This window comes from Kribbella sp. NPDC006257 (genome assembly GCF_040613535.1).
Lineage (GTDB): Bacteria > Actinomycetota > Actinomycetes > Propionibacteriales > Kribbellaceae > Kribbella.
The window spans coordinates 165533-189317 of sequence record NZ_JBEXSJ010000002.1; the positions used below are offsets into that span (position 1 = coordinate 165533).

General features: G+C 66.6%; 26 protein-coding genes. 11 read left to right on the top strand and 15 right to left on the bottom strand.

Annotation, left to right across the window (positions count from 1 at the left end; genetic code table 11):
- Window positions 1-16: 16 nt before the first annotated feature.
- The 7 genes from ABZ004_RS03000 to ABZ004_RS03030 form a co-directional block, all read right to left on the bottom strand.
- A complete protein-coding gene (locus ABZ004_RS03000; protein WP_355678062.1) occupies window positions 17-1099 on the bottom strand; it encodes an LLM class flavin-dependent oxidoreductase in 1083 nt (360 codons plus the stop codon).
- The gene (gene ssuE / locus ABZ004_RS03005) at window positions 1096-2151 is read right to left on the bottom strand and encodes an NADPH-dependent FMN reductase (RefSeq protein WP_355678063.1); all 1056 of its coding nucleotides are present in this window, start codon (window positions 2149-2151) and stop codon (window positions 1096-1098) included. The genes ABZ004_RS03000 and ssuE overlap by 4 nt, the downstream gene beginning before the upstream one ends.
- Window positions 2152-2168: 17 nt before the next feature.
- Window positions 2169-3032 (bottom strand): ABC transporter substrate-binding protein, encoded by an 864-nt coding sequence (locus tag ABZ004_RS03010; RefSeq protein ID WP_355678064.1) that lies wholly within the window; start codon window positions 3030-3032, stop codon window positions 2169-2171.
- A gap of 225 nt (window positions 3033-3257) precedes the next feature.
- Window positions 3258-4211, bottom strand: a complete 954-nt coding sequence (locus ABZ004_RS03015; RefSeq protein WP_355678065.1) for an ABC transporter substrate-binding protein — start codon at window positions 4209-4211, stop codon at window positions 3258-3260.
- The gene (locus ABZ004_RS03020; protein WP_355678066.1) at window positions 4211-4975 is read right to left on the bottom strand and encodes an amino acid ABC transporter ATP-binding protein; all 765 of its coding nucleotides are present in this window, start codon (window positions 4973-4975) and stop codon (window positions 4211-4213) included. The genes ABZ004_RS03015 and ABZ004_RS03020 overlap by 1 nt, the downstream gene beginning before the upstream one ends.
- Window positions 4972-5958, bottom strand: coding sequence for an amino acid ABC transporter permease (locus ABZ004_RS03025; protein WP_355678067.1), 987 nt, complete (start codon window positions 5956-5958; stop codon window positions 4972-4974). The genes ABZ004_RS03020 and ABZ004_RS03025 overlap by 4 nt, the downstream gene beginning before the upstream one ends.
- Before the next feature lie 75 nt (window positions 5959-6033).
- Complete coding sequence (locus ABZ004_RS03030; protein WP_355678068.1) at window positions 6034-6165, bottom strand: putative leader peptide; 132 nt, start codon at window positions 6163-6165, stop codon at window positions 6034-6036.
- 292 nt (window positions 6166-6457) lie between these two features.
- Here ABZ004_RS03030 and ABZ004_RS03035 point away from each other — a divergent pair, with 292 nt between their 5' ends.
- Entirely contained in the window at window positions 6458-7345 is an 888-nt protein-coding gene (locus tag ABZ004_RS03035; RefSeq protein WP_355678069.1) for a M23 family metallopeptidase, read from the top strand.
- A 15-nt stretch (window positions 7346-7360) separates the two neighbouring features.
- Here the strand turns inward: ABZ004_RS03035 and ABZ004_RS03040 are convergent, their stop codons facing one another.
- Both ABZ004_RS03040 and ABZ004_RS03045 read right to left on the bottom strand, forming a co-directional pair.
- A complete protein-coding gene (locus tag ABZ004_RS03040) occupies window positions 7361-8539 on the bottom strand; it encodes a HAMP domain-containing sensor histidine kinase (protein ID WP_355678070.1) in 1179 nt (392 codons plus the stop codon).
- Window positions 8536-9195 carry a response regulator transcription factor gene (locus tag ABZ004_RS03045; protein ID WP_355678071.1) on the bottom strand — a complete coding sequence of 220 codons (660 nt, stop codon included), beginning with the start codon at window positions 9193-9195 and terminating at the stop codon, window positions 8536-8538. Before ABZ004_RS03045 ends, ABZ004_RS03040 begins: the two co-directional genes overlap by 4 nt.
- Before the next feature lie 86 nt (window positions 9196-9281).
- Here ABZ004_RS03045 and ABZ004_RS03050 point away from each other — a divergent pair, with 86 nt between their 5' ends.
- Window positions 9282-9899 (top strand): M15 family metallopeptidase, encoded by a 618-nt coding sequence (locus tag ABZ004_RS03050; RefSeq protein ID WP_355678072.1) that lies wholly within the window; start codon window positions 9282-9284, stop codon window positions 9897-9899.
- On the opposite strand, the gene ABZ004_RS03055 is transcribed toward ABZ004_RS03050, so the two are convergent.
- Entirely contained in the window at window positions 9896-10414 is a 519-nt protein-coding gene (locus tag ABZ004_RS03055; protein WP_355678073.1) for an arsinothricin resistance N-acetyltransferase ArsN1 family B, read from the bottom strand. The genes ABZ004_RS03050 and ABZ004_RS03055 overlap by 4 nt on opposite strands.
- A 39-nt stretch (window positions 10415-10453) precedes the next feature.
- Between ABZ004_RS03055 and ABZ004_RS03060 the strand changes: the two genes are divergently transcribed.
- Window positions 10454-11020: an XRE family transcriptional regulator gene (locus ABZ004_RS03060; protein ID WP_355678074.1), complete on the top strand. Its 567-nt coding sequence runs from the start codon at window positions 10454-10456 to the stop codon at window positions 11018-11020.
- Here ABZ004_RS03060 and ABZ004_RS03065 read toward each other — a convergent pair.
- Together ABZ004_RS03065 and ABZ004_RS03070 are read right to left on the bottom strand one after the other, a co-directional pair.
- Entirely contained in the window at window positions 10987-12537 is a 1551-nt protein-coding gene (locus ABZ004_RS03065; protein ID WP_355678075.1) for an FAD-dependent monooxygenase, read from the bottom strand. The genes ABZ004_RS03060 and ABZ004_RS03065 overlap by 34 nt on opposite strands.
- 120 nt (window positions 12538-12657) lie before the next feature.
- A complete protein-coding gene (locus ABZ004_RS03070) occupies window positions 12658-13272 on the bottom strand; it encodes a TetR/AcrR family transcriptional regulator (protein ID WP_355678076.1) in 615 nt (204 codons plus the stop codon).
- Between the two features lie 142 nt (window positions 13273-13414).
- Between ABZ004_RS03070 and ABZ004_RS03075 the strand changes: the two genes are divergently transcribed.
- Complete coding sequence (locus tag ABZ004_RS03075; RefSeq protein WP_355678077.1) at window positions 13415-14614, top strand: TerC family protein; 1200 nt, start codon at window positions 13415-13417, stop codon at window positions 14612-14614.
- A gap of 662 nt (window positions 14615-15276) precedes the next feature.
- On the opposite strand, the gene ABZ004_RS03080 is transcribed toward ABZ004_RS03075, so the two are convergent.
- Window positions 15277-17286, bottom strand: coding sequence for a DUF222 domain-containing protein (locus tag ABZ004_RS03080; protein ID WP_355678078.1), 2010 nt, complete (start codon window positions 17284-17286; stop codon window positions 15277-15279).
- Between the two features lie 189 nt (window positions 17287-17475).
- Window positions 17476-17952, bottom strand: a complete 477-nt coding sequence (locus tag ABZ004_RS03085; protein ID WP_355678079.1) for a CGNR zinc finger domain-containing protein — start codon at window positions 17950-17952, stop codon at window positions 17476-17478.
- A gap of 70 nt (window positions 17953-18022) precedes the next feature.
- Here ABZ004_RS03085 and ABZ004_RS03090 point away from each other — a divergent pair, with 70 nt between their 5' ends.
- From ABZ004_RS03090 to ABZ004_RS03105, 4 genes are all read left to right on the top strand, one after another.
- The gene (locus tag ABZ004_RS03090) at window positions 18023-18886 is read left to right on the top strand and encodes an alpha/beta hydrolase (protein WP_355678080.1); all 864 of its coding nucleotides are present in this window, start codon (window positions 18023-18025) and stop codon (window positions 18884-18886) included.
- A 102-nt stretch (window positions 18887-18988) separates the two neighbouring features.
- Window positions 18989-19336 (top strand): hypothetical protein, encoded by a 348-nt coding sequence (locus ABZ004_RS03095; RefSeq protein WP_355678081.1) that lies wholly within the window; start codon window positions 18989-18991, stop codon window positions 19334-19336.
- Between the two features lie 79 nt (window positions 19337-19415).
- Window positions 19416-20255 (top strand): RNA methyltransferase, encoded by an 840-nt coding sequence (locus ABZ004_RS03100; protein WP_355678082.1) that lies wholly within the window; start codon window positions 19416-19418, stop codon window positions 20253-20255.
- A 19-nt stretch (window positions 20256-20274) separates the two neighbouring features.
- The gene (locus ABZ004_RS03105; RefSeq protein ID WP_355678083.1) at window positions 20275-20664 is read left to right on the top strand and encodes a VOC family protein; all 390 of its coding nucleotides are present in this window, start codon (window positions 20275-20277) and stop codon (window positions 20662-20664) included.
- Window positions 20665-20696: 32 nt separating this feature from the next.
- Here the strand turns inward: ABZ004_RS03105 and ABZ004_RS03110 are convergent, their stop codons facing one another.
- The gene (locus ABZ004_RS03110) at window positions 20697-21491 is read right to left on the bottom strand and encodes a methyltransferase domain-containing protein (protein WP_355678084.1); all 795 of its coding nucleotides are present in this window, start codon (window positions 21489-21491) and stop codon (window positions 20697-20699) included.
- 124 nt (window positions 21492-21615) lie between these two features.
- Between ABZ004_RS03110 and ABZ004_RS03115 the strand changes: the two genes are divergently transcribed.
- The 3 genes from ABZ004_RS03115 (at window position 21616) to ABZ004_RS03125 (ending at window position 23612) form a co-directional block, all read left to right on the top strand.
- Entirely contained in the window at window positions 21616-22443 is an 828-nt protein-coding gene (locus ABZ004_RS03115; RefSeq protein WP_355678085.1) for a prolyl oligopeptidase family serine peptidase, read from the top strand.
- 75 nt (window positions 22444-22518) lie between these two features.
- Window positions 22519-22815: an antibiotic biosynthesis monooxygenase gene (locus tag ABZ004_RS03120; protein WP_355678086.1), complete on the top strand. Its 297-nt coding sequence runs from the start codon at window positions 22519-22521 to the stop codon at window positions 22813-22815.
- A complete protein-coding gene (locus ABZ004_RS03125; RefSeq protein WP_355678087.1) occupies window positions 22812-23612 on the top strand; it encodes an isocitrate lyase/phosphoenolpyruvate mutase family protein in 801 nt (266 codons plus the stop codon). The genes ABZ004_RS03120 and ABZ004_RS03125 overlap by 4 nt, the downstream gene beginning before the upstream one ends.
- Window positions 23613-23785 lie beyond the last annotated feature (173 nt).

A 23785-nucleotide genomic window follows, 5' to 3' on the forward strand; every position in this document is an offset into this window, starting at 1 on the left:
GTGACCGCCGGCCGCGTCATGGCCGGCCTCCGACCGCGTAGCGGTTCTCCGGACGCCGTAACCCCAACCGAGTCCGCAGCGTCGCCGCTCGCTTCACGGCCGGCCCAACCAACCCCCGCTCTCGCAACAACGGCAACAACTCGTCCGCGATCACCGGTACGTCGAGTTCCAACGACCCCGGCCGCAAATGAACCCCATCCACCCCGGCCTCAGCCCACTCCCCAACCAACTCCGCCAGCCCCTCCACGCCGCCGACGTAGTCCAGCTCTCCGTCATCTGAGGGGAAACGGCGAACGTTTTCTGGGTTTCTGAGGTGGACGGTGACTGAGATGAGGACTCGGGGTTTGGGGCTAGTGGCTCGTACTGCGGTCAGCCGGCTAGCCAAGTCCGTAGTACCGGGCAGGAGGACCAGGTCTGCTTCGCCGACGGCCTGGAGCGCCACCTCCGACGCCACCCGGACAACAGTCAGCGGATGACCCTGCGGCGGCCGCGGCACGATCGATGGCCCTTTGATCGCGAACGACGGAGTCTCGAAGTCGACGTAATGGATCCGGTCGCGATCCACGAACCGCCCGCTCGCCGCGTCGCGGATGATCGCGTCGTCCTCCCACGAGTCCCAGAGCCGCTGGCTGACATCCACCACGTACCGCGCCTCGCGCCACGTCTCAGCAGCCGGCGCCGGCTCCCGGCGCCCGATCACCGCAGCCGCCTCGTCCGACGAAGACACGTCGACCAACCACCCCGCGCGCCCCGACGAGATGTGATCCAGCGTCGCCACCGAGGCCTGCAGATGAAACGGCTCGGTATGCGTCACCGAAAGCGTCGGAACCAACCCGATCCGATCCGTCACCGGCGCCACCCGAGCCGCCAAACCCACCGCATCCAACCGAACACTGACCCGCTCCGGCAAATCAGCAGGCGCCTCCAGCGCATCGGCGAAGGTCGCCAGGTCGATGCCCGCTTCCTCAGCCCGCTGAACAGCCCGTACTGCGAGTTCGCCGGTCAATATCGCGGAAGGATCCACCTCGGCGCCTCGCCAAGCAGCGGGATGCCCGCCGGCCCCGTCGATCTCCACCGCGGTGATCAACCGGCGGCTCATGACGCCACCTGCAGTCGCACCGGGAGGTTCTTCCGGAACGGCAGCGGCCCGATCGACTCAGGATCGGCATCGAGGTCGAACTGTGGTTCGAACCCAGCCGCCAGGTAGAGCGCAGCTGCCTCGGGCTGCCGCGGTCCCGTCGTCAGGTAGAGCTTGCGATACCCCAGATCGGCCGCGACCAACTCGAGCTCGGCCAGCACCTTGCGCCCAAGCCCCTGCCGCCGGTGCAGGTGAGAGGTCCACATGCGCTTCACCTCGGCCGTCTCATCGTCGTACCGGCGAATCGCCCCGCCGGCAACCGTCTCGCCGTCATGCCGCAGCAGCACGAACGCCCCGCCCCGCTCCTGATAGAAGTCCGACGGCGGTACTTCGGTCAGCTGCGTGTTCTCGTTGGTCCGCCCGTAGCGAGTGCTGTACTCAACGCTGAGGTCGGCCAGCAACGGCGCCGCCGCGGGATCTTCCGGACGTGCGCGAACCACCTCCAACGCCGCCGCCTGAACAGGAGCGCTCTCCACCGAAGGCTGCCCGGCGACGGTCGACAGGAATGCCTCGGTGACCTGGTAGAGCGGCACCGAAGCCGCGGGATCGAGGAGCAGCCCGCCCCCGTCGTACAGGCGAACATGGGAAGACAGCACGAACCAGCCCTGGCCGATCGCGCCCGCGCCGAGGCTGGTGAGCACCGGTCGGAGGGCGTAGTCGATGACGAGTACGTGCGCCGGCGTACCACCTGTTGCCAAGGGCAACACCGTCTTCCCGCGCAGCGCGTACTGCGGGAGTAGGTCGAGGAAGACCTTGAGCAGGCCCGAGTACGCCGCTTTGTAGACCGGCGTGGTGACCACGACGGCATCCGCTGCGGCGAGGATGTCGATCGCGGTCCGGATGCCGGGGTCGTCCGCACGGCCGCGCAGCAACGGTTCGGCCGGGAGATCACGCAGTACGATCGGCGTCACCTGGTGGCCGTGGCTGAGCAGTCGTTTCGTCACATAGGAGAGCACCGCATCCGTCCGGGAGATGTCGGACGGGCTGCTGGAGATTGTCGCAATCGTTGCCATCGGGTCCGTGGCTCCTCTCACTTCTGCTTGTCTTTGGGCAGGCCGGGCGGATTCACCAGCGACTTCGGCACCGCTTCGGCGGACAGGCCCCATTTCTGCAGGACCTTCGCGTAGCTGCCGTCCGCGATCGCGGCGTTGAGGGCGTCCGAGAGAGCCTTCACCAGACCGTTGTCCTTCTTGGTCAGTACGCCGACCAGCCCTTGCACCGGGTAGCTCGACGAGACCGTGCCGACGATCTCCGTCTTGCCGGTGGTTGCGGCGTGGTAGGTCGCGGTCGGGTTCGGGCCGAGGTACAGGTCGATGCGGCCGGACTCGAGGGCGAGGTAGTAGTCGGTCGCCGATTGGTAGTACTTCGGGGTCGCGGCGGCACGTCCGGCGGCGAGGTTCTGCTTGTTCCAGTCCAGCAGAATCGCTTCTTGCAAGGTTCCTGAGCTGACCGCGATCGTCTTGCCGGCGATGTCGGCCGGACCGCTGATCTTGAGCCCGGAGCCCTTCTTGGCTTCGAAGGCGTGCAACCCGAGCCGGTACGTCGCGAAGTCGTACTTCTCCTTCCGCAACTCCGACACCCCGATGTTGGAGACGCCGACCTGGTACTTCCCGGAGTCGATCCCGAGGAAGAGGTTCTCCCAGCTGGTCGTCTGGATCTCAGGCTTCAGCCCGAGCACACTCGCCACCAGATAGGCGATGTCGATCTCCACACCGATCGGCGTCTTGTTGTCGTCCGCCGTAAACGCCAGCGGCGGCAATCCACCTCCCGCCGAGCCGCTCCCCACCACCAACTTCCCACTGTCCCGCACGCTCGCCGGCAATTCCGCAGCAATCCCGTCCACCTTCGAGCTGACGATGTGCTGCTGCCCCGCCGAAGTATCGAACGACACCACCGACGCATCCCCACCCGTAGGCGCCTCAGCCACTGGATCCGCACAAGCACCCAAGACCAGCAGCCCAACAACAACTCCCACAGCAACAACACTCCGCCGCTGCCTACCCGCAACTACCGTCGTTGACCGAGGAGCCGCAAGGGTCGCTATCACTGCAGCCAGCCCCAGTCGTGCCCGCGCAGAACCTGAGCTCACCAACCGCACTGTCTTCTTCATGGCTGCCTTTCAGTTGGTGAGGGGGAGGCCGGGTGGGTTGATTTCGGACTTTTGGACTGCTTCGGTGGAGACGTTCCAGCGGGCTAGGACCTTGGCGTAGGTGCCGTCGGCGATGACCGCGTTGATGGCTGCCTGGTAGGCCTGGACGAGGCCGTCGTCCTTCTTGGTGGTCGCCGCGATGAGACCTTGCAGGGTGGGACCGGCGCCGGAGAACTTGCCGATGGTTTCGGTTTGGCCGCCCGTCTTCACGTGGTAGGCGATCGACGGGTTCGGGCCGAGGTAGGCGTCGATCCGCCCGGAGGTCAGCGCCAGATAGGTGTCCGTCTGGTTGCTGAAGTACTTGATGGTTGCTGCTGGCAACCCAGCCTTGATGTTCGCCTCGTTCCAGTCGACCAGGATCTTCTCCTGGTTCGTCCCGGAGGAGACCGCGATCGTCTTCCCCGCAACGTCCTTCCCGCTAGCAACCTTCCAGCCGGCACCCTTCTTCGCCTCGAATGCGATGTCGTCCTTGCGGTACGTCGCGAAGTCGTACTTCTGCTTCCGCTTCTCCGTCACCGTGATGTTCGAGAACCCTGCGTCGTACTTCCCCGAGTCGATCCCCAGGAAGAGGTTCTCCCAGCTCGTCACCTGGATCTCCGGCTTCAGCCCGAGCGCCCCGGCGACCAGATACGCGAGATCCACCTCGATCCCGATCGGCGTCTTGTTGTCGTCGGCAATGAACCCGAGCGGCGGGTTCCCGCTCCCGAAGCCGGCCCCGACGATCAACGTCCCGCGCTCCCGGATCTTCGCCGGCAGCAACGCGGCCGCTGCTTCGTTCTTGGTGGTCTCCACGCGGTTCTGCGATGCCGAGGTATTCACCCCCAGGTCCGCACTGGTGTTGCTGGTCTTGGGATCAGCACTGCACCCGGCCACCAGCAGGAGCGCGACGGCGGTGAGCACGGAAGTACGGCGTACAGGAAACATCAGAGGACCTTTGAAATAAAGGAGCGCGTGCGCTCGTGAGTGGGGTTGTCCAGTACTGCGGAAGGCGGCCCTGATTCGACGATGCGCCCGTCGTCCATGAACACGACGGTGTCGGCGACCTCGCGCGCGAACCCGATCTCGTGGGTGACGACGACCATCGTGTCGCCGGCCCGGGCGAGCTCCTTGATCACGTCGAGGACCTCGCCGACGAGCTCCGGGTCGAGCGCGCTGGTCGGTTCGTCGAACAGCAGCACCTTCGGCCGCAACGCCAGCGCCCGCGCGATCGCGACCCGCTGCTGCTGACCACCGGAAAGCTGCCGGGGATAGACATCCGCCTTGTCGCCGACACCGACCCGCGCCAGCAACTCCCGCGCGAACGGTTCGACCTCGGACCGCTTACGACGCTGCGCCGACACAGGAGCCTCGACGACGTTCTGCAAAGCCGTCAGATGCCCGAAGAGGTTGAAGTTCTGGAAGACGAAGCCGATCTGCGATCGCTGGTGGAGGATCTCCCGCTCGCGCAACTCGTAGAGCTTGTCGCCGCGTCGCCGGTAGCCGACCAGCTGTCCGTCGATCCGGATCAACCCCTTGTCGACCTTCTCCAGATGGTTGATCGACCGCAGCAACGTCGACTTCCCGGAACCAGAAGGCCCCAGGATCACCGTCACCGTCCCGGCCCGGACCTCCAGATCGACACCCTTCAGTACTTCGAGGTCGCCGAAACTCTTGTGCACACCGCGCAGGTCGACCATCACGTTGCTCATGAGGCCGCCCGGGCGCGCAAGGTGTGCCAACCACGGCGTACCCGCTGGATAGGTGTCGGCGGCAACGATCGGGACGTACCGCGAGCGAAGTGCCGCTCCACGTAGAACTGCACGATCGAGAGCAGCGTGGTCAGCACGATGTACCAAACGGTTGCCACCATCAGCAGCGGCACGACGCGGCTGTTGCGCCCATAGATCACCTGCACCTGGTAGAAGAGCTCCGGGATCGCCATCACCGAGACGATCGAGGTGCCCTTGAACAGGCTGATCACCTCGTTCGCCGCGTTCGGCAGGATCGACCGCATCGCCTGCGGCAGCACGATCCGGAAGAACTGCCGAAGCCGCGGAATCCCCAGTGCGGCAGCGGCTTCCAGCTGTCCTTGATCCACCGAGATGATGCCGCCGCGGATGATCTCGGCGGCGTACGCGGCCTGATGCAGAGCCAGACCCAGTACGGCGGCGCCCAGCGGCCCGAACAGATCGTTCGTACTGAAGTGCACGAACTCCGGTCCGAAGGGAATCCCCAGGCTCAACGTCTGGTAGAGGTAGGCGATGTTGAACCAGAACAGCAACTGCACGATCAGCGGGATCGACCGGAACGCCCAGATGTAGCCCCACGAAACCACTTGCAGGAAAGGGCTCTTGGACAACCGCATCGAGGCGATCACGGCACCCAGCGCGAAGCCGAGCACCGTCCCGTACACGGTCAGCCGGATCGTCACCCACAGCGCGGAGAAGATCGTCCGGGTCGTGAAGAACTGGAAGAACGTCGGCCATTCCCAGCCAGGGTTGGTGACCAGGCCGTGCACGAACATCGCCAGCAGTACCAGGACGACGGCGACGCCGACCCAGCGCCACGGGTGCCGGCGACCGACCACGGTCAGCTCGGAGTCCTGCAGCGCAAGGGTTTCAGGTGGATCGGCGGTCGAGGCCGACGGCAATGAGGTGATCGACACGGTCTTCTCCCGGGCGGGGTGAGGCATCGCAGGAAGCGGGCAGGGCCCAGCGGACGTCCCCTGCTGCGGGGACGTCTTGACAGAGCGGTGGGGCTCAGGCGGCTACAGAAGACACAGTGCGCTGGAGACGCGCAGCAGATCGATGTGGAGACGGTAGTAGGCGAGCTCGCGCGGGGCCGGGCCTGTCATGTGCGTCTCCTTCCTCTGGGGCTGACTTCCAGTATGAGAGGACATTGAAAGATTAGTAAGTCAGTCGACAAACCTCTCAATATTTGGACGCTCTATATCCAGTTCCGAGGGTCTGATACCGCTTCGACGCGAGTGATCCCCATCACGCCCAATTTCAACCACTTCACCCTTCGCCGTACGCCTGAGCAGCCACGGAACCCAGCCAAGGCGGCTACCGAAAGTCACCGAATTCCGTGATCTGATCGCAGTCCGCATTTGAGGCGACCGTGACCTCATCGTTATGGTCGGTCAGTCGCTGGGGCACACCTCGGCGGCTACTCGACTCTGGAAGGCCCTCGTGTCCCCTCACCATGACGTGCCGGAAGCAGAACGTGCGCTCCGCCGTTCGTCCGGCTCGCGTCGGGTGGCGAAGCACCGCCTGACCCGGCGAAACACCGTGCGTGGCGCCCAGCTCGTCGGCCTGACGGCGGCACTGGCCGCAGCAGCCGGCGCCGGCGCGGTCGGCATCAGCCCGGCCTCGACCGCCACCGCGACCAGCACCAGCGTGAACCCCTCGCTGGAGTCCATGACCGCTGCCCGGATCGAGCGGCGTGAGCTCGGCTCCCGCGACATGTCCCGCTTCGACCTCTCACTGGAGACCGCCCGCCAGAACGCGGCCCAGCTGGCGGCCGCCCGGAATGCGAAGCTCGCGGCGACCGCGACGCTGACCGAGCGCCGGGCGATCGCGCTCCAAGCCGCCAAGGCCGCTTCCGCCGCGAAGGCTGCTGCTGCCGCGAAGGCCGCGGCCGCCGCCAAGGCCGCTGCCAAGGCAGCCGCTGCCGCCGCGCCGAAGGTCGTCCTGCCGACGACCGGCTACCACCTCACTGCTCGCTTCGGGCAGGGCGGCGGCCGCTGGGCGCACAACCACACCGGTCTCGACTTCGCCGCCCCGATCGGTACGCCGATCCGTTCGGTGATGGCCGGCGAGGTCATCCAGGCCGACTTCGAGGGCGCCTATGGCCGCCAGGTGAAGGTCCGGCACGCGGACGGCACCGTCACGTCGTACAGCCACATGTCGGCCTTCACCGTCTCGGTCGGCGACACGGTCAACGCGGGCACGCAGGTCGGCGCGATCGGCGTCACCGGCAACACGACCGGCCCGCACGTGCACTTCGAGGTGTTGCCCGGCGGCGGCGACCCGATCGACCCCGAGCCCTGGCTCCGCGAGCACGGCCTCAACCCGTAGTCCACCGCACCACGATCAGCCCGTACGGCGTACTTCCGACGGGCTGATCGTGGCGTCCAGGGGCAGCAGCACCGTTGCGGTCAGGCCGCCGGCCGGGTTGGGCCGGAGCTCCAGGGTGCCGTGATGGTGATCGACAATCCGGTCGACCAGGGCGAGGCCGAGTCCGTGACCATCGGCGTACCGGCTGCTCTTCGTGAACGCTTCGGTCAGGGTCCGCGCCTGCTCGGGCGTGACGATCGGGCCGGTGTTGCCGACTACCAGCCGACCGTTGCTGACAGCAACCGATACGGTGCCGCCGGAGGTGAGGTTGTGCCGGATCGCGTTCTGGCCGAGGTTCATCACCAGCTGGTGCAGAAGGATCTCGTTGCCTAAAACAACCGTCTCGCTGAGGTCGGCGCTGAGGGAGACTTTCGCAGCGGCCGCTTCCTGCTGCAAACCGTTCAGCGCTTGGCGAGTGATAGTTGCTAGGTCGACCGGATCCAGCTCGAGGGTCCGATTGTCCAACGAGGCAAGGGAAAGCAGCGCCTCGACGATGTCGATGCCGCGCTGGTTCGTCTCATGCAGCCGACGCGCCAGCTCCCGGACGTCCTGGTGATCCGGGTCCGCGATCGCCACCTCGAGCATCGTCTTCATCACCGCGTGCGGCGTCCGGAGCTCGTGGGACGCGTTCCCCGCGAAGCGTTTGTACTGCTCGAACGACTGCTGCAGCTTCGCCAGCATCGCGTCGAAGGTGTCGGACAGATCGGTGAACTCGTCCTTGATCCCGGTCAGCCCGATCCGGTGGTCGAGGTGGCCGGACGCGGCCAGCTTCGCCGCGGCGGTGATCTCCTGCAGCGGCCGCAGCATCCGGCCGGCCAGGAACCAGCCGCCGGCCATCCCGACGATCGCCAGGAAGATCATCGCGTAGACCGACAACGACACGACCGTGTCGAGGATCTCGCCGCGGGTCGCGACCGGGCCTTCGTCGCGTGGGTTCGCAGCGGTCAGCGGGTAGTTCGGGACGAACCGCATCACCGCGTAGATGATGACCGCGATCACCCCGCCCGCGACGACCAGCAGGCCCGCGTAGCTGAGCGTCAGCCGGAGCCGGACAGTCAGTCGGGGCCGCCAGGCGACCAGGGGCTCACTCGCGCCGTCAGCACCGGCTCGAGGTGACTCTGCCGCACCGAAACTGCCGGGGCCGTTCCGGCTCACGAGCCCATCCGATAGCCGACGCCGGGCACGGTGTGGATCACCCATGGATCACCGAGCCGCTTGCGCAGCCCGGACATCGCGATCCGGACGGCGTTGCTGAACGGATCCGCATTCTCGTCCCAGGCCTTCTCCAGCAGGGTTTCGGCGCTGACCACACCGCCGTTGGCCTTCATCAGCACCTCCAAGACCGAGAACTGTTTGCGGGTGAGCTTCACGTAGTGCCCGAACCGGTAGACCTCCCGGCGGAACGGGTCGAGCCGGACCCCGGCGTACTCGAGCACCGTCGGCATCGAGTCGGCCGGCCGGCGGCCGAGCGCACGGATCCGCACCACTAGCTCGCGCAGTTCGAAGGGTTTGGTCAGGTAGTCGTCGGCGCCGAGCTGGAACCCGGTCACCTTGTCGTCGATGTCGCCGGCCGCGGTGAGCATCAGCACCCGCAATGGCAGGCCCTGCGCGACGATCCGGCGGCAGACCTCGTCGCCGCTGGTGCCGGGCAGATCCCGGTCCAGCACGACCACGTCGTACTCGTTGATACTCACCGACTCCAGCGCGGCGTCGCCGTCGAACGCCAGATCCGCCGCGATCGCCTCCAACCGCAATCCGGCCCGGATCGCCTCGGCCAGATAGACCTCGTCCTCGACGACCAGAACCCGCATATCCCCATTGAAGCAGGCAGGATGTATCGAAAGTGTCTCCGAAAATCTCAACGCCCTGGGAACAGCTTGTCGGATTGCCTTGAGGCATGGACCAACTTGTTGCCAACCGCAAGAGAGAGCGGCGGCTGACGATACTGATCGCGCTGGCGGTCGTTGCCGCGACCATCAGTTTCGGGGTGGCCGCTTGCAGCTCACTCGACCAGACACCCTCCTCCACCAGCGTGAACTCGAGCGAACCGGATGACACGCCTAGCGCGCGACATCGCTCGGGCGGCGGCATCCCGGGCGCGGCGGACGGCGTACTGCCTGACAATGCGTCGCCGTTCGACACCGATCTGCCGGGTATCGCGAAGCTGAATCCGAAGCTGCTCAAAGCGGTTCAGGCTGCAGCCAAGGCGGCAGAGCACGACGGGATCGAGTTGCATCTGACCACTGGGTGGCGGAGCAAGAAGTACCAGGAAGAGCTGATGGAGAAGGCGATCCAGCGCTACGGGAGCAGGGAGAAGGCCTTGCAGTACGTCGCTAGTCCTGAAACTTCGCACCACGTGACCGGTAACGCTGTCGACATCGGGCCGACGGACGCGGACGACTGGGTGAATCGGCACGGCAACAAGTTCGGTCTCTGTCAGACGCTCGCCAATGAGATCTGGCACTTCGAACTCGCCACCACGCCCGGCGGCAGCTGCCCCGCGCCAGGGGTCTAACGGGGTTCCGCAGGCGGGTTGGGAGATGTCGCCAAGGTCCGCTGCGCCCAGGCGACGTCGTGCCAGGCGTCCAGCTTCCAGCCGATGTTGCGATAGGTCCCGATCGGTTCGAAGCCCAGCGCCTTGTGCAGGCCGACACTGGCGTCGTTCGGCAGCGTCATCCCCGCGACCGCCGTCCGGTAGCCCCGCTCGGTGAGCCGCTCGAACAGCGCCTCGTACAAAGCCCGCCCACCGCCCGTACGCCGTCGCCCGTGCTCCAGATAGATGCTCACCTCACAGGACCACCGGTACGCCGCCCGCGGCTTCATCGGGTTCCCATAGGCATACCCGACGACTCGCCCGTCGTCCTCGAGCACCAGCCAGGCGTGGCTCTCGAGGGACCTGGCGATCCGCTCCGCCATCTCCGCCACCGTCGGCGGAACCAGCTCGAACGTGATCACCGTGCCGGTCACATACGGCGCGTAGATCGCTGCACAGGCCTCGGCATCCGCGGCGGTCGCATCCCTGATCAACATGTCACCATAGTAGCCATACATGCCGCTATAGTGGCAAGCATGGAAGATCCCCTCTCGGCCTCGCTCGCGGCCGCCGTCCAGCAGGCCCGGATCGCGCTCGACCTGTCGGTGAACGCCTTGGCCGAGCGATCCGGTGTCTCCCGCGCGATGATCGGCAAGATCGAGCGTGGTGAGGCTCAGCCGACCGCAGTACTGCTCGGTCGCCTGTCCGGCGCCCTCGGAATGACGCTGTCCGAACTGGTCGCTCGCGCCGAGGAAGGTACCGGCGATCTCCTCCGCCGAGCCGCCGACCAGCCGGTCTGGACCGACCCGGCGACCGGCTACCGCCGCCGCGCGGTCTCCCCCGCGACCGACGGCCCGCTCGAACTGGTCGAGGTCGAGCTCCCGCCCGGCGCCTCCGTCGCCTACCCGGCCGACGCCTACATCTTCAAGTACCAGCAGATCTGGATCCTCGACGGCCGGCTCCGCTTCCACGAAGGTCCGGTCATCCACGACCTCGCGGCCGGCGACTGCCTCCAACTCGGAGCACCGTCGCCGACCACCTTCGAGAACCCCGGTACGGCGGACTGCCGCTACCTGGTCGCGTTGGTCAAAGGCCGAGGTTGAACCTGTACTGCGAACCAGCGGGCGAGCGCCTCACCAAGCGCCTCCCGCTCGGCCGGACCATCGACGTCGGCAGCCCAAGCCACATACCCGTCCGGCCTGACCAGCAAGGCCAACGGCGACTCCGGGCCCTCGCCGGTGACTACCTCGATGCGATCTGTGTCAGGGAGGAGTTCGGCGAAGACCGAGGTCTTGGTTATCAGTAGCGGCCGGGCGGTACGGGTCAGTTCGGCCAACCGGCTCGAACGACCGGAGGCGTCAGTGATCACCGGGTCCGGTGCCCACTTGCCGACGAGAGGGTGCCCAGCACCGTCGCCGTACCGGAGGTCTGCTCCCGACATCAGGTCCGCGAGGTGCTGGACGTTCACGGGATTGTCGAGCAACTCCGTGAACAACTGCCGCAAGGCGGTGATTTCTTTGCCTGGGGCAATCAATGCCGACTGGGCCTGGGTGTGCATCACCACGCGTTCTCCGGCCGGGCGCCGCTCCGCCTCGTAGCTGTCGAGCAGGCCTTCCGGCGCCCAGCCCTGGAGTTCCGCCGCCAGTTTCCAGCCCAGGTTGATGGTGTCCTGCAGACCGAGATTGAGTCCCGGACCTCCGATCGCCGAGTGCACGTGCGCCGCGTCTCCGACCAGCAACACCCGGCCCTCGCGGAACCGGTCGGCCAACCGGCTGTTGCCACCTTCCACCCGTCGCAACTGATGCGGGCCATCGCCTTCGGGCGCACCGAGTTCCAGCTCGACGCCGAGAATCCGCTCAGCGCTTTCCTGTACTTCGGCCAGCGTCACCGGGTCGGTTCCGGGCGCCACACCGCGTTCTGCGGTACTGATCAGCGGCGGGCCACCCGGCAACGGGGCGTAGACGAAGAGGCCGCGTTCGGTCCGGTGATGCATGAACGGCGGGATCTTGCCGTAGCCGGGGATGGCCAGCCCACCGGTGACCGGGTCGACGAGCGCCGCGGAGACGGTGGCGTGCGCCGTACGGGAGACCGTGTCGTCGTGGGTGACGCCGGGGAAGTCGATGCCGGCGAGCTTGCGGGTGAGGCTGTGGCCGCCGTCGGCGCCGACGAGGTAGTGGGCCTCGAGTTCGTACGATCCGTCCGGGCCGTCGATCTGGATCCGGACCGAGTCGGGGTTCTGCGTGAAGCCGGCGAGCTCGTGCCCACGACGGATCTCGACTCCTAGCTCCAGGGCGCGTTCCTGGAGAACCTGCTCGATGCGGGCTTGGGGAACTTGGAGGAGGTAGAGCGGGTTGTCGGCGAGTTGGCTCAGGTCCAGCGGCAGTGCACCGAAGAAGAACCGGGGTGTCGGCTGTGGGATCGGCTGGCCGGGATTCAGACGTTCGTAGAGGCCTCGGCGGTCGAGCATGCGGACGACCTGGCCGACCAGGCCGTTGGCGCGTGGGACGGTACTGCGTTCCGGTAGGCGCTCGATGACGATCGCATCCACGCCGGCTAGCTTGAGTTCACTGGCGAGCATGAGGCCGTTCGGGCCAGCACCTGCGATGACGACTTGTTCCATGGCGGTAGTCCTTTCAGATGATTTCGGGCATGACGCATCGCCCGAGGTGGTTCGGTGGTTTTCTGGGCGCGACCGAGCGCCCGGCGTACCGGCGTCAGTTGGTTCGGGTGTTGCCGGAGCTCAGGTCCTCGGGTGAGGCTCCGGGAGGCCCGTCGTCAGCAGGTCGAGGGCTTCGTCGAGGAGCGCGTCGAGCGGTCTCGGCGGATCGGCGCTCTGCCACTCCTCCGACACCGTCGCGATAGTGGAACTGAACACGGCCGCGACCAGCCGCGGATACAAACCGGTGGCACCGGTCCGGTCGGCGACCGCCTGGGCGAAATACTCCTGGACCTGCGCGTGTGCCTTCGCCAACTCGCCGCGCAGCGCCGGCTCGGTGCCCATCAGCCGGACTCCCGCGAGCCACCGCTCATCCGGCGGCTGCGCAGTCCCCTGTCCGGGCTGGCCCAGCAGGTAGTGCTTCTCGAGCGCCGCCCGGATCGCCACCCAGAGGGGCTCCTCGGCCGGACGGGACCGGAGACCGTCGGCGATCGCTGCGATCCGGTCGACCTGACGGGCGGCGATCGCCTCGCCCTTGCTCGCGAAATAGTTGCGGAAGGTCCGCAACGAGACCCCGGCTTCAGCGGCGATGTCCTCGATCCGCACGTTCTGATAGCCGCGCTCCACCGTCAGGCGGACCGCCGCCCAGCTCAGCGCGATCCGGGTCTCCCGCTTCTTCTTCTCCCGCAAACCGTCCATACCTATGACCGTAGCAGAACTTGCCGAAAGTGCAAAGATGCTCTTTCGGTAAGTTTTCTGATGAGTTGTTGGACGACAGCTGCGAGCGTCGCGTGATTGGCTGGTGCCCGACCTGCCGGCCTCCCTCCTGATCGGATTCGTGATGACCGTTTCTCCGTTGGCCTGGATTCTGACGGTCGCGGCGATCGTCGGGCTGCTGGTGTTCGACTACGTGTTCCATGTGCGCGGTGCACATGTGCCGACCACGCGAGAGGCGGCCGTCTGGTCCAGCCTGTACGTCGGGATCGCGCTGCTGTTCGGCGTCGGGACCTTCGTGATCGGCGGCAGCTCGATGGGGTCGGAGTACTTCGCCGGGTACATCACCGAGAAGGCGCTCTCGGTCGACAACCTGTTCGTTTTCCTGATCATCATGAGCAGCTTCCGGGTACCGCGGGAGAACCAGCAGAAGGTGCTGCTGATCGGAATCGTCATCTCACTGATCGCGCGGACGGCATTCATCCTGCTCGGCTCGGCGCTGATCAACCAGTTCGCTTGGGTCTTCTACCTGTTCGGCGTGGCGCTGCTGATCACCGCCGGCAACATGTTCCGGCCGCAGACCGAGGAGTCGCACTCGGCCCAGAACATCATCGTCCGGCTGGCCCGCAAGTTGTTCCGGACCACCGAGAGCTACGACGACGACAAGCTGTTCACCCAACTGAACGGGCGCCGCGCGATGACCCCGATGCTGCTCGTGATGGTGGCGATCGGCGGCACCGACCTGATGTTCGCGCTGGACTCGATCCCGGCGATCTTCGGCCTCACCCAGAACGTCTTCGTCGTCTTCACCGCCACCGCGTTCAGCCTGCTCGGCCTCCGCCAGCTGTACTTCCTGCTCGACGGCCTGCTCGACCGGCTGATCTACCTGTCCTACGGACTCGCCGCGATCCTCGCGTTCATCGGCGCCAAACTGATCCTGCACGCGCTGCACGAGAACAACCTGCCGTTCATCAACGGCGGCGAACCGATCGAGGTCATGGAGATCACCACCGGCCTCTCCCTGGTCGTCATCCTCGTCGTCCTGCTGATCACGATCTTCGGCTCCCTCTTCAGCACCCGAGGCCGTACCCAGACCGCAATGGCCAACGTCCGCCGCGACGCCACCGCCTACCTCGACGCCGAATACACCGACGACCCAGCCGAACGCGAACGCATCTACCGCCGCCTCCTCAACTCCCGCGACCACATCATCGCCCTAGGCCCCAAAGCCAAACAGATCGTCAAAAACGAACCCGAACTCCTAGAACTCTGCCGCCAAGCCACCACCACCCACGAAGCCCTGACCCAACCAACCACGCCCCACTAACCCACCCACCCCCACGCACGGGCACGGGCACGGGCACCGGCACGGGCGCGCTAGGCCCTTCCGACCGACACGCCAGCACCGCGGCATACCTGGACCCTCGCCCCACCCCCACTGACCCACCCCCCATTGACCCACCCGACTTACCCGCACCATCTGCCCCCACGTACCCGCACCGTCCGCCTCCCCGCACATCCGCCTCCCCGCACACCCGCACCGTCGCCCACATACCCTCGCCGTCCCATCGCCCCACCGACCCGCACCCCTCGATCCGACTCCGAGCCGAGGTCGGCCCTCAGCCGAGGCCGGGGTCGATTTCCGACTCCGAGCCGAGGCCGACTCCGAGGCCCAGTCCGACCGTGCGCTTGGAACGACGAGATTGGGTCGAAATCGGCGTCGAGGTCGGGTTCGAGGTCGACGTCGCCTTTCGAGGTTGAGGTCGAGGGTCGACACCAAGAGACGAGGTCGAGGTCCGGCGCGACCCGGACTTCGGGGTCGAGGTCCGGCGCGACCCGGACTTCGGGGTCGAGGTCCGGCGCGACTCGGACTTCGGGGTCGAGGTCCGACCTGCCAGAGGCGAGAGGCATCGGCCGGGCCTCGACTTCTGGCTCGAGGTCTGGATCCACATCCGGGGCCTTGCCAGTGGGCCTGCGAAACTGGAGGACTTATCCGGTGGAAGCGATGCTCGGGTCGCCCCAGGGATTCAACGGTGCCACCGCATGCGGGACTGCAACGTCGGCTTCATCACCCCACGAAGTGAAGGGTGTCCCCTCGCGTGGAGTAGGAACAGGTGGCTCTTCGCCCCAAGGGTCGAGGCGCACCGCCTCACCCGGCGGCAGTTGAGCGGTTTCGACGCCCCGCGGGCTGAAGGGATGGCTACCACCTGGAGTTGGAACGGGGGTCTCCTCAGCCCAAGGGTCGAGGTGGGCCGCCTCATCCGGCGGGGGTGGGGCGGTTTCGTCGGTCCATGGATTGAGGGGTGCGTCTCGGTTGGGGGTTGGGGCAGGTGGATCGTCGGCCCAGGGATTGAAGTTGGTGATGGCGTCTGGGTTGCGGCGACGGGTGTCGCCGGTCAGAGGCCAGGCCCGGGCAGGGCGGGGTGTCACGGCGGCGCCGGGGGCCGGGGCTGCTTCGGGTGGGGTGGGGGGACAGGTGTCGCAGGTTGGGGGCCAGGCCTGGGCAGGGTGGGGCGTCTCGGCGGGGTCGGGGGTGGATGGGTCGCTGTGGTCGAGGGGGTCGGTGCATGCCTCTGCGGCAGCGGTTGATGTGGGGCCGGGTGGTGGTGATGGTGGTCGGTTGGCGGGTGGGGAGAAGAGGGTGCGTCTGGAGGGTTCGGTCCAATGGGGGCGGGTGACGTCGACCAGGTTGTCGGTGATCGTGACCGTCCAGTGGCCCTGGTGTACGGCGATGTGGTGGACACGGCAGAGGAGTACCAGGTTCGACAGGGAGGTTGGGCCGCCGTCGATCCAGTGGATCAGGTGGTGGGCGTCGCAAAAGATGGGTGGGGCGCCGCAGACGACGCAGCCCTTGTCGCGGTGGACGAGGGCTGTTCGGATCGGGCCGGTGACGAAGCGCTCTTCACGGCCTACGTCCAGGGGCTGGCTGTCGGAGCCGAGGACCATCGGGATGATCCCGGCGTCGCAGGCCAGCATGCGTACTGCGGATGCTGACAGGCCGGTGCCGTAGGTGAGATCACCGGTGGCGTGCTTACCGGCGTTGATGAGGTCGTCGAGGTCCATCGTGACGGTGATGTGTGGCTTGACACCGCCGTTGGCTGGGAGGTCACCTGTCGCGGCGGCGGCGTGGAGGACGCCAGTGAGCGCGTCTGCCTGTCGCTTCTCCCGGGAGCGTGGGTCGGATCCGCCGTCGACGGTCTTGTGAGGCTTCGAGCCGGCCAGAATCGCACCGGTGAACAGTTCGGCGTTCTCGGCGGCCAGGAACCCGTTGAACTTCACGCCACCTTCGGCGTTGGTCATCTTGAGCGCTTCGCGCTGCCGAGCCTTGTCTTCGGCGGGTTCCGATCCATCGGTGTCGAGCCGGTCCCGGACCTGGCTGCCGAGTTTGCGCAGGTCGCCCGGGGACAGATGCCGTCCAGCCTTCACCAACTCTTCTTCCGCAACCCGCAGATCCTCCACCGGGACCATCGCGCGCGCCGGGATCCGCTCCAACGCCTCCACAATCACCCGCGCCTGATCCACATGCAGCAACACCGGCAAAACCCCCGCACTACAACCGGATCCGCCACAACCGCGCTCGCAGTCGCCTCCATCGGCCGCATCGGACCCTCCGCACACACACGGAACATCGTCGCCTGATCGGCCGCAGCCACAGGGAGCGCTGTCGGCGGAGGGTTCGCAGTACTGGACCGTGCCATCGGGGCTCGTTGCGGCGAACGGATCGGGCAGTGCCGCGGCGACCGCCGGATACTTGTGCAGCGCTGCCGCAAGGTCGACCTTGCGACGGGCGACGCTTGTGTCGAAGCGGTAGCGGTCCGCCAGGAATCGGACAGTGTCGTGGTCTCCGGCCCCTTCTGCGTAGCCGGTCTCGTGGAGACGGGCGACGAGTTGCAGTTCGTAGCTGTCGAGCTGGGCGCGGGTTGCATGGACAGCGTCGAGAGCGACGACGAGTTCGTCATCGCTCAGCAACACCGCCGGCCGCAGCTCCACGAGATCCACGGCCACAACGTTACCGGCCTCGACCGACAGTTTCTGATCGCCGATTCTCCTTGCAAACAAGGGGTTGTGGCGAAACAGCGAATCCGGCCCAGTTATCCCCAGACACGCCCACCCGACAACCACGAGTGGTCAAAAACCGCCGAGTTGTCCACAGCAAAATGTGACTTAGCCAACACCCGAAGCGCAGCACTACTCGTGGAGACGAGCCTGATGGCGGCGGGCTTTCAGACGGTTGCCACAAGTAGACATCGAGCACCAGCGACGCGCGTTCGCCTTGCTCCGGTCGATAAGGAACAAGGTGCACTCCTCAGCGTTCTCGCACGGCCGCAGCCGGCCCTGAACCTCCGCCCACGCCAGCACCGCCCGCGCCGCGAACCGCCCACCTTCAAGCCGCCACCGCACCCCATCGGCTGACACCACAGGCACCTGCCGCACGCCAGCCAAGAACTTCTGCAGACTCCCCGCCGAGGCCTGCCCCCGTACGACGGCAGCAACCGCATCCCGTACTTCGCGCGCAGCGGCCGGCGGACCCGGGATTCCATGCTCCCGAAGCCAGTCGCTCGCACCGGAGCCGCGCAGCTCGTCGGTCGGCACACCATCCACCATCGGCGCCGAGTTCAGCAGTACGAGCAGCAGTGCCTCATCAGGCATAACCACATTGGACATGTTGACAGGTTACACCCAACCAGTGTTAGCTGTGCCTCGTAACCAGATTAGACAGATAAAGGGGTTAGAGATGACCATCCACCACCGGACCGTCGAGGTCGAGGGCCACCAGATCTTCTACCGCGAGGCAGGTCCGGCCGACGCGCCGATCCTGCTACTCCTGCACGGTTTCCCCACCAGCTCGCACATGTTCCGCGACCTGATCCCGAAGCTGGCGGACAAGTTCCACCTGATCGCGCCGGATCACCTCGGCTTCGGGTACTCCGACATGCCGGCCGCCGACGAATACGAGTACAGCTTCGCCAATCTCGCGAAGCTCACGACCGCTTTCACCGAGAAGCTCGGCCTCACGGCGTACGCGGTCTATGTGCAGGACTACGGCGCTCCGATCGCCTGGCGGATGGCGCTCGAGCACCCCGAGCGGATCACGGCCGTGATCACCCAGAACGGCAACGCCTACGAGGACGGCGTGGTCGAGGCGATGTGGGCCGACATCGTTGCCTATGACGCCGATCCGACGCCGGAGAAGGGCGCGGCGGTGAGTCAGATGCAGAGCGAGAAGATGGTGAAGTGGCAGTACCAGACCGGGGTGGCGGATCAGACGCTGCTCAGCCCGGACGCCTGGCAGCACGATCTTTCGCTGATGGCGCGGCCCGGCGCGTACGCCGTACAGCTGGATCTCGCGCGGACCTATCTGACGAACTTCGCGCTGTACCCGAAGTTCCAGGAGTACTTCCGGACCAGCCAGGTCCCGCTGCTCGCGGTCTGGGGTGAAGGCGACGAGATCTTCCCACCCGCCGGCGCCAAGGCGTTCCAGCGTGACCTCCCCGATGCCGAGATCCACCTCCTCCCCACCGGCCACTTCGCCCTGGAAACCCACGCCACCGAAATCGCCGCCCTCATCGACAATTTCCTCGCTCGAGTCCTCCCGTAACACCGCGAATGCAGAAGCATGTCGAGGCGGCGCCGCGGGCACCGACGTACCGAAGGAAGGGGCGCTCATCCGGGGCGGCCCACCGACGGAAGAGACCTGACGATGACGATCAACGCAGTGCTCGCGGTGATTCCGGTGACCGAGTTGGACAAGGCGTCCGAGTTCTACGCGTCGTTCTTCCAGCGCGAGGCCGACGAACGCCCGATGGACACGCTGGCAGAGTGGCACCTGAGCGACCACGGCGTCGTACAGGTGTTCCACGATCCGGACCGCGCCGGCCAGACGATGGTCAACTTCTTCGTCGATGACCTGGACACCACCATCTCGACACTGACCGCGGCCGACATTTCCACCACCGACCCGATCGTCGTCTCGCAGGGCCGCCAGCGCCTGGTCACCACAGCCGACCCGGACGGCAACCAACTAGGCCTGATCGAACGCCTCACCTGACGCGCCCGCGGCATCCTCGATGCCCTCGCCTGCCCTGCTGAGCTGCCTCCGGCGCTAGCCAGGGTCCTAAGGTGGGGTGGTGGCGAACGTGCGGGTGAGCAGTCGGAATGCGCGGTTCCAGGTGTGGCAGGCGCTGCTGGGGAATCGGAACAAACGGCAGCGGGCGGGCGAGTTTCTCGTGCAGGGCGTCCGGCCGATCAGCATCGCGGTCGAGCAGGGCTGGCCGATCCGCGCGTTGATCCATGACCCGGATCGCCCGCTGTCTCGCTGGGCGCAGGAGTTGTTGCGCGAGCAACGCGGCGCCGAGCGGGTGAGTATGGCGGCGGATCTGCTGGCCGAACTGGGCGAGAAGGGCGAGAACGCGCCTGAGTTGATCGCCGTGATGGAGATGCCACCCGACGACCTGGACCGGATCAAGGTCGAGCAGGACTTCCTCGGAGTCGTCTTCGACCGGCCGACCGGGCCGGGGAACATCGGCTCGATCATCCGGTCCGCCGACGCGTTCGGCGCGGACGGGCTGATCGTGACCGGGCACGCTGCCGACGTGTACGACCCGAAGTCGGTCCGCGCCAGCACGGGCTCGATCTTCGCGCTGCCGTCGGTCCGCGTTCCGTCCCAGCGAGAGGTGATGGATTGGGTTTCGGTACGCCGTACCGAAGGCATCCCGATCGTGATCGTCGGCACCGACGAGCACGGCACCGTCGACATCTTCGACCACGACTTCACCCAACCCACCTTGCTCCTGATCGGCAACGAGACCTCAGGCCTCAGCGCTGCCTGGAAAGACCTCGCCGACCAGCTCGTCCGCGTCCCGATGACCGGCTCAGCAAGCTCGCTCAACGCCGCCAACGCCGCAACAGCCGTCCTCTACGAAGCCGCCCGCCAGCGTGCCCATTCATTCAAGACGGGCAACGACTGAGCGCTCTAACGTCAAAGCCATGACTGTCAGACCGCAACCCATGATCGCCGTGACGGACGTGGAGAAGAGCAGTGCCTGGTACTGCGTGCTGCTGGGCGCGGCGAGTGGCCACGGCGGACCGGAGTACGAACAACTCCTGGTCGACGGCGAGCTGATCCTCCAACTACACAAGCTCGAAGCAGGCCATCACCACGGCATGATCGGCGACCCGAATCTCCCGCTGGGCAACGGATTCGCCCTCTGGTTCGAGACCGACGACCTCGAACCAGCCGCCGCCCGCGCCCGCTCAGCCGGCTTCACCATCCAGACCGCCCTTCACCACAACCCCAACGCCGACCACCAAGAACTCTGGCTCCGCGACCCCGACCACTACCTCGTCATCTTGTCCGACCCAGCACCAACCAGCTAGGCGCCGCGTTCACACAGAGCCCACCGACCAGCTCAGGCAGTAGCGAGGATTTCGCCGTGGAGGAGGGAGAGCCAAGCGCCGGGAGTGGTTGACCATTGGTGCCAGGCGGCCGAGATGGCTTGCAGGGTGGACTCCGGTACGCCGGACGCGCGCGCCTGGTGAGCCATCGCGGACTCGAGGATCCGGTCGGCCCACATGCCGCCCCACCACGCGCGGTCCTCGTCGTTCGCAAAGGTCCAGTTGGTTGCCGTCGACTCGACGTTCTCGAACCCTGCTTCCAAGGCCCACGACAGCAGCCTCCGTCCGGCATCCGGCTCGCCTCCGTTGGCGCGCGCCAGTCGCTGGTAGAGCTCCATCCATTCGTCCAGCTCGGGCAGCAACGGGTACCAGGCGAAGGCGCGGTAGTCCGAGTCGCGGGCGGCGACGATCCCGCCCGGTTTGCAGACCCGGCGCATCTCGCGCAACGCCTGCACTGGATCAGCCACATGCTGCAAGACCTGGTGCGCGTGCACCACGTCGTACGAGTCGTCCAGCAGGTCCAGCTTGTGCACGTCACCGACGACGAACTCGACGTCGAGGTCAAGTTCGGTGAAGTTCGCGCGAGTGATCTCCAGGGCCGAATCGCTGGCCTCGAGCGCCGTGGTCGGGCCGGGCTGGACCAGGCGGGCGAGGTCGGCGGTGATCGTGCCGGGACCCGCGCCGACGTCGAGCAACGACATGCCAGGGCGAAGGTGGGCGAGCAGGTAGCCGGCTGAGTTCTCCGCGGTCCGCCAGCGATGCGAACGCAGTACGGATTCGTGGTGGCCGTGCGTGTACACGTTATTCATAGCCCACTCCCTCGTCGTCGTTGACACGCTCAGGCTAGCGCATGATCTTGCTCAGTGAGACATATAGTCTCGAATAACAAGACGCGCTAGTTGCCACCGGCAAAAGCTGGTTATCCGTTGAGCCATGCGAGAACTTGAGTACGACCAGCAGCAGCCGCTCAACCCGGTGGTGACGACGCTCGACGAACGTGACGGCGTGGTGATCGCCGACTGCCGGTTCGACAACGCCGAAGGCGATCAGGTCATCGGCTATCTGGTGGGGCCGACCGAGGCCGGTGCCGTCTACCAGGCCGAAGCCGGTGTCGTCTACCAGCACTCGACCGGCGGGCGCGAGGGCTTCCTGCCCGAGGCGATCCAGGTCGCCGAGGCCGGCGGGATCGCGATCAGCCTGCCGATGGCGGCGACCGGCGAGATGGTGCCGAACATCCGGCAGTCGATCTTCGCGATCCGGCGCGCGGCCGATCTGCTGCAGACGCAGTACGGCGTACTCCGGCTGGGCTGCGTCGGGCACTCCTTCGGCGCGATGATGGCCGGCACCGTGAGCGGCATCGATCACCGGTTCCGGTGCTTCGCCTTCGACTCCGGATTGTCGGGGCCGAGTTTTCACTACCGGGAGAGCGAGTACCCGGAGATCAAGAACGCACGCGAGGCGATGACACCAGCGCAGTACGAACCGATGCTCGCCGAGATGGCGCCGTACGACGCGATCAACTTCGTCGGCGACGCGGCTCCCGCTGCGTTGCTGTTCCAGTCGGCGCGGTTCGATCAGAGCGTCAGCCGGGCTGCGTCGGAGAAGTTCTTCGCCGGTGGAAGCGAGCCGAAGGAATTCCATTGGTACGACACCGGGCACCTGATCAACGACGTGGCGGCGCTGGCGGATCGCGCTCGGTTCCTGGCTCACTGGCTGGAGTTACCTGCGCTGCCGGAGAGGCTGGCGGCTCGACTGACATGACCGAATATGGCCAGACCTGGGGTGGCCGGCCGGGCGAATCTTGAGGCATCGAGAAACAACCTCAGGAGGAAGAAAGTGCTTGCCAAGGTATTCCCCATCAAGCTGAAGGACGGCAACCAGGCGAAGGCCGAGGAGCTCGTCCACGCCTTCGCACCGCAGGGTCCCGGACAGGAGGAGGGCACGCTGTCGTTCCGCGTGTATCGCGACCCAGCTCAGCCCGACTACCTGCTGTTCGTGGAGCATTTCGCCGACCAGGCGGCGTACGACGCGCACACGGGTTCGGCGGCGTACAAGGAGCTCATCGCGGGACAGTTCGCGGACCTGATCGTCGAGTTCGTCGAGATCGACCACGAATTGCTGGTCAGCCTGTGACCATCGACCGGGTGGCGCAGGCGCGCTCGTTCCAGGAGTTGCACAAGCAGCCGCCGCTGGTGCTGCCGAACGCCTGGGACCCGGGTTCGGCGCGGGCGATCGAGGCGGCCGGTGCGAAGGCGATCGCGACAACCAGCGCGGGGCTTTCGTGGGCCGACGGGGTGACGGACGGAGGCGGACTCACGCGTGCGGCGGCGCTGGCGGCATTGCGTCGGATCGTCTCCGTCGTCGCCGTGCCGGTCACCGCCGACATCGAGGGCGGGTACGGCGGGTCGCCGGCTGAGGTCGGCGAGACGGTGGCCGAGGTGCTGGAGATCGGTGCCGTCGGCATCAATCTCGAGGACAGCTCGGGTGGTGCGCTGATCGATCCTTCCGCGCAGGCGGAGCGGATCGCGGCGGCTCGGTCCGCGGCGGATGCGGCCGGGATCGAGCTTTGCATCAACGCGCGGATCGATACGTACTTCTTCGGCGATCCAGCCGACACGGTCAAGCGGGCGGCGCTCTATGTAGACGCGGGCGCCGACGTGATTTTCGTGCCCGGTCTGCTGGATCCGGTGGCGATCGGGGCACTCGTCCCGCAGCTGTCCCGTCCGCTCAACCTGATGATCGGCCCCGGCGCACCAACCGTCGCCGAGCTCGTCGCCCTCGGCGTAACCCGGCTCAGCATCGGCCCAGCCATCACCATAGGCGCCTACGGCCTAGCCGCCGGCGCCGCCGAAGAACTACTTACCCACGGCACCTACACCCTCCTCGAAACCGCAGTCGCCTACGGCAAACACAACAACCTCTTACGCTGACGACCCCAAGCCGCCGTTGCCTCGAGGGCGCGGCGGCCGCCAGGGAGCAGTTGGATCTGCGGACCCGCGGGGTGCCGGGGCGCGGGTGCCGGGTGCGGGTGCGGGTGCGGGTGCGGGTGCGGGTGCGGGTGTGGAGTGCGGTCGGCTTTGGGCGGGAGACAGACCTGAGCGCG

Coding starts and splice junctions, on each gene's coding strand:
- ABZ004_RS03060 (WP_355678074.1), top strand. CDS start 10,454: ATGGAAGATCCCCTCTCGGCCTCGCTCGCGGCCGCCGTCCAGCAGGCC.
- ABZ004_RS03045 (WP_355678071.1), bottom strand. CDS start 9,195: ATGCGGGTTCTGGTCGTCGAGGACGAGGTCTATCTGGCCGAGGCGATC.
- ABZ004_RS03000 (WP_355678062.1), bottom strand. CDS start 1,099: ATGAGCCGCCGGTTGATCACCGCGGTGGAGATCGACGGGGCCGGCGGG.
- ssuE (WP_355678063.1), bottom strand. CDS start 2,151: ATGGCAACGATTGCGACAATCTCCAGCAGCCCGTCCGACATCTCCCGG.
- ABZ004_RS03095 (WP_355678081.1), top strand. CDS start 18,989: ATGACGATCAACGCAGTGCTCGCGGTGATTCCGGTGACCGAGTTGGAC.
- ABZ004_RS03055 (WP_355678073.1), bottom strand. CDS start 10,414: ATGTTGATCAGGGATGCGACCGCCGCGGATGCCGAGGCCTGTGCAGCG.
- ABZ004_RS03115 (WP_355678085.1), top strand. CDS start 21,616: ATGCGAGAACTTGAGTACGACCAGCAGCAGCCGCTCAACCCGGTGGTG.
- ABZ004_RS03105 (WP_355678083.1), top strand. CDS start 20,275: ATGACTGTCAGACCGCAACCCATGATCGCCGTGACGGACGTGGAGAAG.
- ABZ004_RS03025 (WP_355678067.1), bottom strand. CDS start 5,958: ATGCCTCACCCCGCCCGGGAGAAGACCGTGTCGATCACCTCATTGCCG.
- ABZ004_RS03075 (WP_355678077.1), top strand. CDS start 13,415: ATGACCGTTTCTCCGTTGGCCTGGATTCTGACGGTCGCGGCGATCGTC.
- ABZ004_RS03065 (WP_355678075.1), bottom strand. CDS start 12,537: ATGGAACAAGTCGTCATCGCAGGTGCTGGCCCGAACGGCCTCATGCTC.
- ABZ004_RS03085 (WP_355678079.1), bottom strand. CDS start 17,952: ATGTCCAATGTGGTTATGCCTGATGAGGCACTGCTGCTCGTACTGCTG.
- ABZ004_RS03110 (WP_355678084.1), bottom strand. CDS start 21,491: ATGAATAACGTGTACACGCACGGCCACCACGAATCCGTACTGCGTTCG.
- ABZ004_RS03090 (WP_355678080.1), top strand. CDS start 18,023: ATGACCATCCACCACCGGACCGTCGAGGTCGAGGGCCACCAGATCTTC.
- ABZ004_RS03015 (WP_355678065.1), bottom strand. CDS start 4,211: ATGTTTCCTGTACGCCGTACTTCCGTGCTCACCGCCGTCGCGCTCCTG.
- ABZ004_RS03030 (WP_355678068.1), bottom strand. CDS start 6,165: ATGTCCTCTCATACTGGAAGTCAGCCCCAGAGGAAGGAGACGCACATG.
- ABZ004_RS03020 (WP_355678066.1), bottom strand. CDS start 4,975: ATGAGCAACGTGATGGTCGACCTGCGCGGTGTGCACAAGAGTTTCGGC.
- ABZ004_RS03070 (WP_355678076.1), bottom strand. CDS start 13,272: ATGGACGGTTTGCGGGAGAAGAAGAAGCGGGAGACCCGGATCGCGCTG.
- ABZ004_RS03050 (WP_355678072.1), top strand. CDS start 9,282: ATGGACCAACTTGTTGCCAACCGCAAGAGAGAGCGGCGGCTGACGATA.